Genomic DNA, 14667 nt, shown 5'->3' on the forward strand with positions numbered 1-14667 from the left:
CCGGTCTGTTTCGAGACCGTCGATCGCCGATGCACGCCTTAAGCTTCTGGTGTGCCCTGTGCGTTCGCCGAACCTCTGTTGTCGGGCTCTGCGCGTCTCCACCCGGTCGATGCGCAGGCGTACTGGATGGCGTCGAAGGTCCCCAGTGACCAGTTTCTGCTGTATTGCTTCGAGGGAGCGCGCGAACCACTGGAGTCCACGGTGCGACGGCTGCGCATTCGCAGTGCAGCCGTCGAGGTGCTGAGTCTGCGAATCACAGAGGTACCGTTCGGTCTCGAGCGTCCACACTGGACTGCGATGGACCCCGCCACGGACACGATCAGCGTTCACCCCGAACCCCGGACGTGGCAGGAGTGTCTCGACGCCGTCGCGTCGTCGTTCGAGCGTCAGGTCGACCCGCGACACACGGTCTGGCATCTGCACCTGTATCCGAACGTATCGGGTGCTCCTGCGTGTGACGGACCGAGTCTTGTTGCTGTTCTGCAACTGTCGCACGCAGCCGCGGACGGAACACTGGCCGCCCGAACTGCTCGCGAGTTGTTCGGTACACAACCCGTGCCCTCTCGGCCCGTTACACCGACTGCGCCACCCGCACCCCTGACCGCCGCCGTCGCCGCCCTGACTCTACCTGTGCGAGTAGTGCGCATGGCTCGCGCCGGCATTCGGGCGCGATGCGACGCACTGCGATTGGAGGAACACACCGCGTCCGGTTCGGTCCCTCCTCCTGCACGTTCTCGCGCGTTGACGACTCTCGACGTTGCGCCTACGGACCGGACGGATCTGCGAACGATCGTGCTGCCCAAGTCGGCTCTCCAATTCGCCGACACCTCGATCACCGTCACTGCCCTGACGGCCATTTCCGTTGCACTCCATCGGTTCCTCGGCGATTCGGACGATGCTTCGGCCGATCTCGCAGCCGAGGTCACCGTCGCACGGACGGCTGCAGTGGGCGCACGCAACAACTTCGGCAACGTCGGCGTCGGCTTGTTTCCCGCCGAACCGGACCTGCGGACTCGCAGCCGACTCGTGGCCGCAGACCTGGCCGAGCGCAGAGCGCGAGCAGGTCACCCGGTGTCGCTGACAGCCCGCGCATCTCAGAACGAGACAGAACGCCACGTCCCGGCATTCCTGGCGGCGTGGGGAGTCGCACAGTTCGATCCGACTGCGGTGCCGCCGACCGTCACGGGCAACACTGTTGTCTCCAGTGTTTCGCGCGGTGCAGCGGACCTCACGCTCGGCGGCGGGCCCGTTCGATTCACGGCAGGGTTCCCTGCCCTCTCCCCTGCCATGAGCCTCACGCACGGCGTGCACGGTATCGGCGACACCGTCGCGATCAGCGTGACGTCCAACCGAGCGGCCGTACCGGATCCGGATCGCTACGAGACACTTCTGCGCGATGGCCTCGACGACGTACGTGCCGCGCTGAGCTGAACGCGTCAATGCCAGACAGTTCTCAGCATTTGTCGGGCGTTCGGCTCAGGTTCGTCGGCCACACTCGGTAACCATGAACCAGGAGCAGGTAACCGTACTCGCGGTCGGCGGCACCGGCGAATCGCGTCCGGCCGACCATCGGACCCGCGTCACCGGTCTCCTGTCGTGTGTCGTCGGCGCACTCGACGATCGTTTCGTCGGCCGCTGGGTGGGCTACCCGGCGTCGTACGGGCCCGTTGCGTTCGGGGGACTGAGCTACCGGCACAGCACCGAACTCGGAGTTCGTCGCCTGCGCCGCGCGATCGAGAACACCACTGGGCCTCTCGCTCTGATCGGATATTCGCAGGGAGCCACGGTCGTTCGCGAAGTACTGGGCCTCGTTCACGACGGAATCGTCGACGGCAGCCGCATCGTCGCGGCCGGTCTGGTCTCGGATCCCCAGCAGCCGGCCGGGGCGGTGCCCGGCTGCACCGGCCGCGGGGTCGCTGGAACCGGGCCGGCTCTGCCGGAGTCGATTCCGACCCACTGGATAGCTCTCGCGTCGGACATGATCTGCAACGCCAGCGACGACAGCCTCGTTCGCGACATCGCCGACCTGACGCGCTGGATGTCGTTCCGCACGCCCAAGACCTGGTTGCGCGAGCTCTGGCTACTCGTGCGCAGCAACAGCTTTCAGAACGCGACTCGCACTCGCCTACGACCGGCCCAGTGGGCGAAGGATGTTCGACGCCTCCGCACCGCGGCCACCGAGGTGTCCGGGTACCTACCCACGTCGCTCGGCTGGAGACGATGGGTGTGGACCAACTCGGGTGGCGGTCGGCACATCGCCTACGCGTCGGAGCCGTACGCAGACGGCCTCACCGGATGCCAGGTTCTCGCCCGCTGGCTCGGTGAGCAAGAGGATGAGCGGCTCGGCCGAGCTGTACCGGCCGCGCAGGTCGCGTAACGCAGATCAGTCTCGCTTGCAGAGACAGAAGATGTGGCCGACCGGGTCTCGGTACACCCAGAACGACTCGTGCGCGTCGTCGATCAATGTCGCTCCGGCACCGACGACGAAGTCGCGGGCCCGTTCCATCTCGTCGACGACGAAATCGAGGTGAATCTTGATGCCGTCGTTCGGCCAGTCCACCGGGGTGAAGTCGGGGGCCTTCTGGAAGGCCAACCGCAGTTCGCCCGGACCGTGGACGACCACCCAATCTCCGTCGTCGCGCACCGGTTCCCAGCCGAGGATCGTGCTGTAGAACCGGGCGAGCGTTGCCGGATCGGGACAGTCGAGAACCGTGTAGTCCACGGCGATGACGGGTGCATTCATGTCGGAATCGTAGCGAGAATCACCCGGGTTGGACTATCGATTACTCGCTGCCGATCAACCGCCGACTGCCGGGGCAATGGTCTCGAACCACGCCTCGTGCAGATGCTGCTGCCAGTGGTTCCACCAGTGCACGCCGGTGCCGGTGATCTTGACGTTGGGTCGACCGCCTGCGGCCTGCAACAACGGAACGAATGCCCGACTGCTCATGCCTGCGGCGGTTTCGAGCGGCACCATCTGCGCGAACTTGACGGGGTCGAAGCGGCTGCTGGCCGGGTTGAACACCGGGTCCGTCGCCGGTGAGCCGCTACCCGAAGAGACGAAGACTGCCGTGTTGCGCAACGCGCCGACATTGAGCGACGGATCGTTGCGGATCCAGTCTGCCGACGGCCAGGTGCCCCACATGTTGCGCGCGTTGCCGCCCATCTCGCCGACGGCGACCGAGATGCCCTGAGCGAATCCGGGGCTGCTGGCCGTCGGGTAGCCACTGAACGACGCCACCGCCTTGTAGAAGTCCGGCCGGTGAGCCGCCAGGTTCAGTGCCGAGGTGCCGCTCATCGACAGGCCGGCCACGGCGTTGTTGACGTTGTCGCTACCGAAACGATCGGCCATGAAGGGCGGCAATTCCTGGGTGAGGAATGTTTCCCACTTCACCCGTCCGAGCTTGGGGTCGTCGCGCTGCCAGTCCGAGTAGAAGGTTCCGCCGCCGCCGAACGGAATGACCACGTTGACGTGCTTGTCGGCGAAGAAGCTCTCGACGTCGGTTTCGATGAGCCAACCGCTGTTGTCCTCGGGCGCACGCAGCCCGTCGAGCAGATACAGCGTGGGTGCAGGGCCGCCACCGGCAGCTCGGAGCACCTTGATCGGGATGTTCTTGTCCATCGACGGCGAGTAGACGTAGACCAGCTCGGAGTCGGCTTTCGCCACACCGGTCCCCATCAGCACCGTTGCCATCGTGGCGACCATGACCGCTACCAGAGCGAGCACCGTACTTCGTAACCGACCGCGCATCGAGATTGTCCCCTTGTTCGTATCCAGCCCCACCGTCCCGGGGAGGGTAACAGCTCGGTCACGGTAATGCGTCCTCTAGCGCGACGGGCTGTCGACGATCCACCAGGCCGCGTACGGCGGCAGCCATACCGATCCGTTGTCGTCGACCGCCAGGTCGTGCTGCGAGAGCACCTCGGTGGGGGCCGGGATGCCGAGCTCGATCAACTGCGCATGGGGGAACGGGCGGTGCTCAGAAGTGACGTTGTAGAGCCCCACCAGGGTGCCGCTGGGATGACGTCTGCGCACCACGAGCAGGCCGTCGTCGGATTCGGTCTGGACGTCGACCGGCGCCTCGGCGTGCAACATCGGTAGACCGGAGCGCACCTTCGCGATGCGAGCGATGCCGTCGAACACTCGTTGGGCGTCGCTCCCCTGCTGAAATCGGCCGGCGCGGTCGGCGTCGGTGACGCGGGGTCGATGCACCCATCTGTTGTCCTCGGCATGAGCTGGTTCGTCTGCCCAGTTCGGGTCTCCCGGGGAGCCGAGCTCGTCACCGCTCCACACGACGGGAATGCCGCCCCATCCGGCAATGATGGCGTGCGACAGAAAGATTCGCCCGAACGCGCCGTCGGGATCCAGGCGGGCCGGGCCCAGACCGGTGAGCGCGGCTGCGGTTCCACTGATTCGGCGATCCCCGGTGTCCGGATTGTACTGAAACACAAGCCCTTCGGCCCAGGAACCATCGAACTCGCCGGAGTACCAGTCGGCCAGAAAATGCCGATGGCCTGCACCCGACAGTCCGAGCGACGCCGCGTCACCGTCGTCGATGGCCCAGCCGATGTCGTCGTGGCATCGCACGTAGGTCACCCAGGTGCCACTCGGTGGCGTGGGCGGTAACGACGCCAGGGCATGACGCGCCAAAGCCGTACTGCCCGTGGCCAACATCGACCAGACCTGCACCATCAGCGAGTTGTGGTAAGCGATGTCCGATACTCGCCCGGTGTGTCTGCCCTGCCCCAGATACGGCAACAGATCGCGTGGGCCGACGATTGCTTCGGCCTTGAAGAGCGTTGCCGGAGCGGCAAGGCGAGCGGTCGCTCGGAGAGCCTGGGTGATCGCATGCACTTCGGGCTGGTTCTGGCAGTTGGTGCCGAGCCGCTTCCACAGAAATGCGATCGCATCGAGGCGGAGCACTTCCACCCCGAGATTGGCCAGGTGCAGCACGATGCTCGCGAACTCCTCCAGCACAGCCGGATTGGCCCAGTTCAGATCCCACTGCCACTCGTTGAACGTGGTCCACACCCACTCGCCGAGTTCGTCGTCGAACGTGAAGCTGCCCGGCGCGAAGTCCGGAAATACCTCGGGGAGGGTGCGCTCGTAGGAATTCGGGGTCGTCCGATCGGGGTAGATCAAGAAATAGTCGCGGTACACGGGATTGGCGGCTCGCGCCTCGACAGCCCATTCATGTTCGCGAGCAACGTGATTGAGGACCAGGTCGACCACCATGCTGATACCACGTCCGCGCAAAGTCTCGGCGAGAGTACGCAGATCCTCGTTGGTGCCCAGATCTTCTCGCACCGCGCGATAGTCCATCACTGCGTAGCCGCCGTCGTTGTCGCCCGGCCGCGGTCGAAGCAACGGCATCAGATGCAGGTAGGTGACACCCAGATCGGTCAGATGATCCAGTCGTTCACCGACTCCGCGCAGCGTCTCGCCGTAACGGTCCACATAGCAGGCGTAGCCGAACATGTCCGGCTGCTGAAACCAATCGGGTTCGAGCAGTCGACGCTGATCGAGTCTGTGCAGATCCTCGGACCGTTCCGCGTACGCACGGGCGGCGATCTCCACGAGCGTGGCAGCCACTGCATCAGGGTCGGGGTAGACAGCCGTGACGGCGTCGTGCAGATCGGGAAACCACTGTTCGAGGCGGAGCTCGAACGTCTCGCGTCGATGGGCGGGCAGTTCGGCGAGGATGTCGCGGGTGACGTCTGAGACCGTGGTGTGCGCCATGGACTCATCATGGCATCGAGCAGTCGCTGCCGACGCGCATACATCCCGACTCCCTGGGGTACTGGCGCAGCATGTCATTGCTGAGCCGCACGGTGGACACGATTCTCGACAGAGCCGTCGTTCCCGGTTACTCCCGAATCGGTGCCACGGTGCGTCGGCGATTCTGGGCCGCCGATCCGTTACCGTTCGCCTCCCCCATCGACATGGTGGTGACCGGCGCATCCTCGGGGTTGGGAGCAGCTACCGCGAAGCAGCTCGCCCGCCTCGGAGCGCGGGTGCATCTGGTCGGACGATCGGCCGAGCGACTCGACGCCGCCGCTGCTGCGATCCGAACCGAAGTGCCCGACGCCTCTCTCGTGGTGCGTGAGTGCGATATCAGCGATCTCGATTCGGTGGCGGCCCTGATCGCGGCGTTGGCGTCCGAACTGACATCGGTGCATGCACTCGTGCACTGCGCCGGGGTGATGCCCGATTCACGACGACTCTCCGCGCAGGGTCACGAATCCGCTTTCGCCACGCACGTTCTCGGACCGGTCGCGCTGACGGTGGGACTGAGAGAATTGTTCGACGCCGGATCGCGGGTGGTGTTCGTATCGAGCGGCGGCATGTATGCGGTTCCGCTGCAGAACTCGGACTTCGAGTTCGAGAACGGTCGCTATTCAGGGATGACTGCTTACGCCCGAACGAAACGAATGCAGGTGGTGGTGGCCGAGCAACTGGCCGAGCGCTTTTCGCTCGAGGACGATCCGGTGGTGCACAGCATGCACCCGGGCTGGGCGTCCACGCCGGGCGTCACCGGCTCTATGCCACTGTTCGATTCGGTGATGAAGCCCATTCTGCGCAGCGCCGACGACGGCGCCGACACGATCGTCTGGCTCGTGGCCGCCGATCCCGCGTTGACCAGCACCGGCACATTCTGGCACGACCGAGCGCCGCGGCCGACGCACTATCCCTCCTGGCGCGGAGATTCCGCGCGGATGCGAGATGCATTGTGGGCGAATGTGGTCGAGGCAACGGGAATCGAGATCTGACGTCAGTTACGGCTCGACTGCCGGCCGCTTTCGCCCACCGACCACGTTCCGAACGAGCATCAGCAGTGTCAAGCCGGTACCCCAGCCCAGCATGCACAGAATGACGCCCACACCCGATTGCCCGGTGACGTCGGTGCTCGCGTCGACGCAGAACGCCGTCGAGAACCCAGCGGTCGTGCCCAGCGCAGCGACGTGTCCGCCGGTATTCGCCCATCGCGACAGATGCGCGGCCAGCAGGCACAGCAACACCACCGTCGTCCCGCACGCGGCCACTTGCCAGGACGGGAACGCGTTCGGGGCCGGAAGACCCGGTCCACGGAACTCGCCCCGATAGTCGGCAGACCAGCTCAGCCACCCTGCACACGCGGCGAAACCCGATGCGCCAGCAATCCATCCAGTGGCCCACAGCCCCATAGATCCCTTCCCCGGCCCCTCTCGCAGTCTCGAGAACAGAGCCCACAGAAGGAGCGCCCAGAAGGTCGACGGCACGCCTACGAAAACGAAGACTATCCACAGAAACTGAGACCACGAAAAGTCGACTGCCATCCGCCGACGCTATCCGACGAGCACCGATTCGTTCGCATCACAGACCCAGCAGGTCGGCCGATCTGCGCAGCCGCATCAGGACCTGAAGATCGAGAGCATTGTCCGGGTCGCGCCAGTGCGTTCCGATCAGGCGGTCGATCGCGTCGAGTCGTTGATAGAGCGTGTTGACATGCACCCCGAGAGCCGACGCGGTTGCCGAATGATGGCGTCCACGCGCCAGATAGGTCGAGAGTGTCTCCATCAGCGGAACCCCGCGCTTGTTCTGCTCGGCCAACAGCGGACCCAACTTTTCCTGCGTGAGTTCGTCGAGATGTTCACGCGCCAAGTGGCTGAGCAGAATTCGATAGATTCCCAGCCCCCGCGCCGAACATGCTTCCCCCTCGCGGCCGAGGGTGACCAACACGTCGACGGTCTGCCGAGCTTCCCGATAGCCCTTTGCCAGCGCCTCGGGTCCGGTGCTCGGCTCAGAGATTCCGACGGTGGTGCCGGCGAGGAACATCGGTGTGACCGTCGCCGAATCGCGCGCGGGCACCACCACGATCAGGCTCGAACGTTGCTCCGCGACAACAGATCCTGTCGGGAATCGGCCGAGCTTGGTTCTCGACGCACCCTGCGCGACGGCTACACAGTAGGACATGTCGGGGGCAAGTCCGGCCAAATGGAGTTGTCGCCGTTCGGCATCCGGAGTGGACGCCGGGTGCGAGAGCAGGTCCACCAGGAACGCATCCTGGGCGCGCCGCGCGGAATCGGCGGCGGCTCGCTCCTCGGCAAGTGACAGGGCAACTGCAGGCGCGGCTCGGTCGAGCAGCAGACGCGTCCTGGCATCGTCCGGTCCGATCGAGATCAGCGCGCCGAGGAATTGACCGGCTGCGGCCACCCGATGAGCCGTCATCGACGGCGTCGACACGGTGTCCTTGCCGTCGCCACACATGCGTAGCAGTTCGTCGACCTCCGCCGAGTGGACCGCCAGTGCCGCGGGAACCGCAGCGGCATCCGGAACGAAGTACGCCGGACGCTCGGTCAATACAGCAATCTCGCGCACCAGTGTTCGTACGCCGCCGCCGCGCAGGACCACCTGGGTCAACGTTCGGTCCCACTGCAGTGTCTGTTCGAGTTCGGCTGTGCGTTCGGATAATTCGGCATTCAGCGTCTCGAGCCGGTCGATGGTCCGAACGTTCTCGATGGCGATGGCCGCGTGCGCGGCCAGCGCCGAGAGCAGGGCGATCTCACTGTCTGCGAAGTCGCGTTCCTGGCGCTTGCATGCAAACAGTGCGCCGATCACTCGATCGCCCACCCGCAACGGCACGCCGAGCAGACCGCGCATGTTCTCCGAGCGGGCCGCGCTGTCCGCACCAGTAATGTGCTGGAACGCCGGCTCGCTCTGGTAGTCGGGGGTCCACGACGGCGACGCACTGCGCACGATGAGTCCGACGAGCCCTGCATCCTGTTCGAGCCGAAGACCGACGAGCCTAGGAGTCAGGGCTCCGCTGGTGACGTCGATGACGAACTCGTCTCCCTGTACGGACCCCATGTAGGCGAGGTCGACACCGAGAAGCCTGCGTGCCTGATCGACGACCTCTTGGAGAAGAGCACGGTTGTCGCGCACCGTCGTCAGTCGCACCGCGATGTCGTTGAGTGCCGCCAACTCCGTGCTGCGTTGACGTCGCTGATCCAGCAGGGCGCGTAGCCGGAGAGCTGCGTGCGCTTCGGCACCTGGAAATGCCTTCCGGTGCTCCTCGAGACGATCGATCGACGCGTCGTCGAGCAGAAGTTCCATCCATGACTTCTCCGCGGACATAGAGAGAACCTACATTGGCCGAGACCCAGCTCACAGCTAGAGTCGAGAACATGACCCTCGTCGAACAACTGTCCGAGGCCTTGCCCACCGATCGCATCGTGGTCGACCCGGACGTCATCGCCTCCTACCAGCACGACGAGGCGGAGTGGGCCCCGTATTCGCTGCCCGTTGCCGTCGTGCGTCCTCGTACCGCCGAGGAGGTGCAGACCGTCGTACGAGCCTGTCTCGCCCACGGAACGCCGATCGTCACTCGCGGGGCGGGCACCGGCTTGTCCGGCGGAGCCAACGCCACCGAAGGCTGCGTCGTGCTCGCGCTCGACGGGATGGACACCATCAAGGAGATCGACGTACTCGAGCGTTATGCCGTCGTCGAACCCGGAGTCGTCAACGATCACCTCAGAGCAGCCGTCGCAGAGCAGGGCCTGTGGTATCCGCCGGATCCAGCCAGTGCGCCGTGGTCGACGATCGGCGGCAACGTGGCCACCAACGCCGGTGGGCTGTGCTGCGTCAAGTACGGCGTCACCCGCGACTACGTCATGGGAATGCAGATCGTCACCGGTACCGGAGAATTGGTACGACTCGGGCGTAAGACCGCGAAAGGCGTTGCTGGATACGATCTTGCGGGTCTGATGGTCGGATCCGAAGGAACTCTCGGAATCATCACCGAGATCACGGTCAAGTTGCGCCCGCTGCAGGATCCACAACGCACCGTCGCCGGCTACTTCGACAGCATCGTCGATGCCGGACGTGCCGTGGCCGCAGTGGCCGCCGCCGGATTGACGCCGTCCGCGCTCGAGCTGATCGACAAGCAGTGCCTCATCGCCGTCGACGCCTGGAAGAACATGGGCCTGTCGGTCGAGGCCAATGTGGTGTTGCTCGGTCGGATCGACGATCCAGGGCTCATCGGAGACCAGCAGGCCGAGAAGATGCTGACGTGCTTCGACGAGGCCGGAGCCACCTGGTCTGCGGTATCGACCGATCAGGAGGAGGCCGACGCCCTGTTCTCTGCTCGGCGGTTGGCGTATCCCGCGATGGAGCGACTCGGACCGGTATTGACCGAGGACGTCTGTGTGCCGAAGAAGCATGTGCCCGACATGCTGTCGCGTATCGAACAGATCGGCCTGCGATACGAGACGACGATCGCCAACATCGCCCATGCGGGCGACGGAAACCTGCATCCGTTGCTCATCACCCCGCACGACGACATCCCGGCGCGCGAGCGCGCGCAGGCCGCCTTCGCCGAGATCATCGACGCTGCACTGGAACTCGGAGGCACTGTCACCGGCGAACACGGCGTGGGACTGCTCAAGATGGACGGACTGGCACAGGAGCTGGACCCAGTTGTGCTGGACATGCACCGCGCAGTGAAAAAAGCACTCGATCCGCACGGAATCCTGAACCCGGGCAAGGTATTCGCACCCTGAGATCGCAGCCTCCCAAGCCCTGGGACGATGGACCTATGACTAGCAAGCTGACCATGGACTTCGGCTCTGCGTTGCCCATCGGGTGGACCGAACTCGACCGAAGCGTGACATCGGAGCATTGGTCGCTGTTCGACAACAAGTTCGGGTTTCGGCCCGGGACCAAACCTGACTCGTGGCCGGCCATTGCTGAGCCTGCCCCGTCGATGACATTCGACCTCGACGCAGACACCGTACGCACGATGGCCTCGTGGTCTGCGAGAGTCGACGCAGTCAATGCGGAAGCCCTGCGCTGCTTCGTCACCGAATTTGCGGATGACCCCACGTTTGTGGTCCTGGACTGGCAACACCCCTGCTACAACTTCGATGCCCAAGCGCACGCCGATGCGGCCGAGAACGCCGAGTGGCGGGTACCCGTCTACCCGGACGGCGACTACTACATCTTCGCCCGCGACGAATTCACCGAGGGGACCTTCGGTCACCCGTGGGAACGCACCTTGTGTGTCTTCGGACCGCGCATGGTCGCCACCCTCGGGCGCACCTTGGCGACGTGGCTCCCCACGATCCGGGTCGACGGGCGACGGGTCGCGGATCGATAGCCGATCCGCTCGGCGTCGAGACGACTTGCCGCTCCGGATCCACTCGGTCGTCAGTGCGAGACCGGCGCTCCCGCATCACTGCTCGTGCTGTCACCCACCGTGCGACGGTGCAGCGCGAGCACCAGCCCGACGGCCACCATCATGACGCCGCCGACGACCCACAGTCCGGCGCGGGCGTTCCCTGTCGCGTCGAGTAGCCAGCCCGTCACGTACGGCGCGCCGAAGCCGGACAGGTTGCCCACCGAGTTGATGATCGCAATGCCCGCGGCCGCGCCTGCCCCGGTGAGGAATGCACTGGGCAGGTACCAGAACACCGGCAGCGCGCAGAACACTCCGACTGCGTTGACCGTCACGGCGATCATCGTGGTGAACGGCGAATCCATGTACAGCGCAAATGGTATGGAGACCGCGCCGATCAACGTGGGGATCGCGACATGCCAGGTGCGCTCACCCGTCCGGTCCGAATGCCTGCTCCACAACACCATGGCGAGGGCACCCACCGCGAACGGAACCGCGACGATCAGCCCAGTTGTCACGAGGGAGAAGTTGGCATCGAACGTCTTCTTGAAACCGGCGACGATGCTGGGTAGGAAGAAGCTCAGCGAATACAGGCCGTAGGTGATCCCGAAGTACACCAGTCCGAGCATCCATACCCGTGCGTCGGTGAGAGCCCGCTTGACCGAGCCGGTGATGTGCGCGCTCTTCGACGACCCCTCGGACTCCAATTCCGCTGTCAACCAACTCTTCTCGTCGTCGTCCAGCCATGTGGCCTGCGACGGCCGATCGGTCAGGTAGAACCAGGTGATCACCCCGAGAACGATTGCCGGGAGGCCCTCGAACAAGAACATCACGCGCCAACCGGAGAGTCCGAACAGTCCGTCCCAGTACTGAATGATCGCGCTCGACAGAGGCGCACCCAGCGCCGAGGAGACCGGCAGAGCCAACATGAACAGGCCCATCAGCCGAACTCGATAGGCCCGCGGGAACCACATCGTCATGTACAGCAGGACACCGGGGAAGAAGCCGGCCTCGGCGATGCCGAGAACGATGCGGAGTCCGTACAGCCAGCCCGCTGTGGGTACGAATGCCATGGCGGCGGCCACGATTCCCCACGAGACCATGATGCGTGCAATCCAGCGGCGCGCGCCGAACTTGTGCAGGGCCAGGTTGCTCGGCACCTCGAACAGCAAATAGCCGATGAAGAACAGCCCGGACGCCAATCCGAACATCGTCTCGGTGAGCCCCAGCTCGTCGCTCATCGTGAGCTTGGCCAGCCCGATGTTGGTGCGATCGAGATAGTTGACGAAGTAGGCCACCCCGAGGAACGGAATGATGCGTCGAGCGACCTTCTTGACCACCCTGGTTTCGATCTCGGGCTTCGTCGTGATTGCAGGCATGGGCTCGGCTTTCCATCGAACGGAAGTGACTTGGACCACACTAGGGAACCATCAGGCAAGGGTCTATGGAGAAACCACCCATCGAAGACGGAGATACGAGGGCGAAGTCTCCAACGCTCGACGAGGGTTGCCGTGTTGCAGTCGAATGCCCACGCTGCGATCCTGTGCTTGTGCGAGTAGCTCTCATTGCCGATATTCACGGCAACATCGCGGCGCTCGACGCCGTCCTCGAAGACATCGAACGGCAACGCGTCGATTCCGTGGTGAACCTCGGCGATCTGCTCTCCGGCGGACTGCATCCGCGCCGAACTGCGGATCGATTGATGGCACTGGGTTTCCCCACCATCGCCGGCAATCACGATCGCTACCTCCTCGAGCAGGAGCCCGATTCAATGGGCAGTTGGGATCGGCATGCCCACGATCGACTCGACGACGAGCATCGACGTTGGCTGGGTTCGCTCCCGTTCTCGCTCGAGCTGGGTAACGGAATCCTCGCAGTACACGGAACACCCACCGATGATCAGCAGTACTTCCTGCACTCGGTGGACCCTCATGGCTCTCGCGAGGCAACCGAGGTCGAAATCACCGAACGGGCAGCAGGTTTCACGGACCGATCTGTCATCGCCTGCGGCCACACCCATCTGCAGCGCCAGTGGACTCTTCCCAGCGGCACGCTCGTCGTGAATCCGGGCAGCGTCGGCGCGCCCGCGTACGACGACGATCAGCCCTACCCACACGTCATGGAATCGGGGACTCCGCACGCCCGATACGCGGTGCTCGACGATCACGACACAGGCGGCTGGACGGTCTCCTTCGAGCTGGTCGAGTACGACCACGTCGGTGCTGCCGCCGATGCCCGCGCGTACCGAATGACCGATATCGCCGACGCGCTTCTCACCGGTTTCGTCGGTCCCGCGCCACGCGAGCAGTCACACTGAGCCCGTGAAGATCACCGACGTCCAGCGGCGACAGCGGCTCGTCGCGCAGCACTTGTCCGACGCCCCGAGTGCGGAATCCGTGGTGTCATCGTTGCTCGCGCTGCATGCCACCGATCCCGCGACCGTGTATCTCTCCGTGCTTGCGCGCGCTCGATCGCTGGGACTGTCGGACGTTCGTGACGCGATGTACGAGCGCCGTAGCTTGGTTCGCTTGATGGCGATGCGTCGCACGATGTTCGTCGTCGCGCACGACGACGTTCCGATGATCCACGCTGCCGCCAGCCTCGGAGTTGCCCGCACGATGCGAACCCGGTTGATCAAGCAGGTGTCGACGCTGCCGACCGAACCGGTGATCGACGACGTCGAATCCTGGCTGGCGGCAACCGAAGCCGAGACCGATGCCGTTTTACGCTCGATGGGCACGGCGACCGGGGCGGAGCTGTCCGCAGCAGTTCCCGGACTCAAGACCGCTCTGCTGCCGACCACGGACAAGGTGTACGACGTCAAACGCTATGTGACCTCCGAAGTGTTGGTGATGATGGCCGCGGAGGGAAAGCTGGTACGGGTCGAGCCGCGCGGCGCGTGGACGTCGCGCCGACATGCCTGGGCACCGATCGATCAGTGGTGGCCCAACGGGATTCCCGAGTTGGACGAGACTTCCGCCCGAGCCGATATGGCCCGGCGCTGGCTCGACGTGTTCGGACCGGCGACCTTGGACGACCTGCAATGGTGGACGGGATGGAACAAGACGCAGACCCGTGGGGCGGTCGCCGAACTCGACACCGTGGCCGTCGAACTGGCCGAGGGTGACGGAATCATGTTGACCGACACAGTGTTCCAGGATTCCCCACCTCGGGCGATACTGCTTCCAGCCCTGGACCCCACTCCGATGGGGTGGAAGCACAGACACTGGTATCTCGGCGAACACAAGGCCCCACTGTTCGATAACTTCGGAAATATCGGACCGACCATCTGGTGGGAGGGACGCATCGTCGGCGGATGGGCCGTGGATTCCACCGGTTCGGTGGTCACGGAATTACTCGAGGACGTCGGGTCTGCGGTATCGAAAGAGGTTGCAGCAGAGGCCGGTCGGATCACTGCCCTGCTCGACGGTACCGCGGTGGTCCCGTCGTTTCCGACGCCGTTGGAGAAGAGACTGCGCGGAAAGTCGTAATCACATCGGTCCGAGGTGACAGT

13 protein-coding genes are annotated in these 14667 nt (G+C 64.7%); 7 read left to right on the plus strand and 6 right to left on the minus strand.

Going from position 1 to position 14667, the window contains the following annotated elements:
- Positions 1-51 precede the first annotated feature (51 nt).
- On the plus strand, positions 52-1431 hold the full coding sequence (locus AB0O58_RS00545; protein ID WP_283550865.1) for a WS/DGAT domain-containing protein: 1380 nt from the start codon (positions 52-54) through the stop codon (positions 1429-1431).
- A gap of 73 nt (positions 1432-1504) precedes the next feature.
- Positions 1505-2377: a PE-PPE domain-containing protein gene (locus AB0O58_RS00550; RefSeq protein ID WP_230074539.1), complete on the plus strand. Its 873-nt coding sequence runs from the start codon at positions 1505-1507 to the stop codon at positions 2375-2377.
- 6 nt (positions 2378-2383) lie between these two features.
- Here AB0O58_RS00550 and AB0O58_RS00555 read toward each other — a convergent pair whose 3' ends face one another.
- From AB0O58_RS00555 to AB0O58_RS00565, 3 genes are all read right to left on the minus strand, one after another.
- On the minus strand, positions 2384-2743 hold the full coding sequence (locus AB0O58_RS00555; RefSeq protein WP_032369663.1) for a VOC family protein: 360 nt from the start codon (positions 2741-2743) through the stop codon (positions 2384-2386).
- A 54-nt stretch (positions 2744-2797) separates the two neighbouring features.
- A complete protein-coding gene (locus AB0O58_RS00560; protein WP_032369664.1) occupies positions 2798-3751 on the minus strand; it encodes an alpha/beta hydrolase family protein in 954 nt (317 codons plus the stop codon).
- 75 nt (positions 3752-3826) lie between these two features.
- Positions 3827-5740: an alpha-amylase family protein gene (locus AB0O58_RS00565; protein ID WP_063216020.1), complete on the minus strand. Its 1914-nt coding sequence runs from the start codon at positions 5738-5740 to the stop codon at positions 3827-3829.
- 71 nt (positions 5741-5811) lie between these two features.
- On the opposite strand from AB0O58_RS00565, the gene AB0O58_RS00570 reads away from it, so the two are divergent.
- Positions 5812-6771, plus strand: coding sequence for an SDR family NAD(P)-dependent oxidoreductase (locus AB0O58_RS00570; protein WP_283550866.1), 960 nt, complete (start codon positions 5812-5814; stop codon positions 6769-6771).
- 6 nt (positions 6772-6777) lie between these two features.
- On the opposite strand, the gene AB0O58_RS00575 is transcribed toward AB0O58_RS00570, so the two are convergent.
- Both AB0O58_RS00575 and AB0O58_RS00580 read right to left on the minus strand, forming a co-directional pair.
- Entirely contained in the window at positions 6778-7317 is a 540-nt protein-coding gene (locus AB0O58_RS00575; protein ID WP_283550867.1) for a hypothetical protein, read from the minus strand.
- 37 nt (positions 7318-7354) lie between these two features.
- Positions 7355-9094 carry a GAF domain-containing protein gene (locus AB0O58_RS00580; protein ID WP_283550879.1) on the minus strand — a complete coding sequence of 580 codons (1740 nt, stop codon included), beginning with the start codon at positions 9092-9094 and terminating at the stop codon, positions 7355-7357.
- Positions 9095-9165: 71 nt separating this feature from the next.
- Here AB0O58_RS00580 and AB0O58_RS00585 point away from each other — a divergent pair, with 71 nt between their 5' ends.
- Together AB0O58_RS00585 and AB0O58_RS00590 are read left to right on the plus strand one after the other, a co-directional pair.
- Positions 9166-10539: an FAD-linked oxidase C-terminal domain-containing protein gene (locus AB0O58_RS00585; protein WP_057472822.1), complete on the plus strand. Its 1374-nt coding sequence runs from the start codon at positions 9166-9168 to the stop codon at positions 10537-10539.
- A gap of 35 nt (positions 10540-10574) precedes the next feature.
- A complete protein-coding gene (locus AB0O58_RS00590; RefSeq protein ID WP_283550868.1) occupies positions 10575-11135 on the plus strand; it encodes a DUF2716 domain-containing protein in 561 nt (186 codons plus the stop codon).
- A 50-nt stretch (positions 11136-11185) separates the two neighbouring features.
- On the opposite strand, the gene AB0O58_RS00595 is transcribed toward AB0O58_RS00590, so the two are convergent.
- Positions 11186-12532: an MFS transporter gene (locus AB0O58_RS00595; protein ID WP_057472820.1), complete on the minus strand. Its 1347-nt coding sequence runs from the start codon at positions 12530-12532 to the stop codon at positions 11186-11188.
- Positions 12533-12696: 164 nt separating this feature from the next.
- Between AB0O58_RS00595 and AB0O58_RS00600 the strand changes: the two genes are divergently transcribed.
- Positions 12697-13470, plus strand: coding sequence for a metallophosphoesterase family protein (locus tag AB0O58_RS00600; RefSeq protein WP_366237716.1), 774 nt, complete (start codon positions 12697-12699; stop codon positions 13468-13470).
- Positions 13471-13474: 4 nt separating this feature from the next.
- The gene (locus tag AB0O58_RS00605) at positions 13475-14644 is read left to right on the plus strand and encodes a winged helix DNA-binding domain-containing protein (protein WP_283550870.1); all 1170 of its coding nucleotides are present in this window, start codon (positions 13475-13477) and stop codon (positions 14642-14644) included.
- Positions 14645-14667: the final 23 nt, after the last annotated feature.

The sequence above is a fragment of the Rhodococcus sp. NPDC080181 genome (assembly GCF_040702225.1).
GTDB lineage: Bacteria > Actinomycetota > Actinomycetes > Mycobacteriales > Mycobacteriaceae > Rhodococcoides > Rhodococcoides fascians.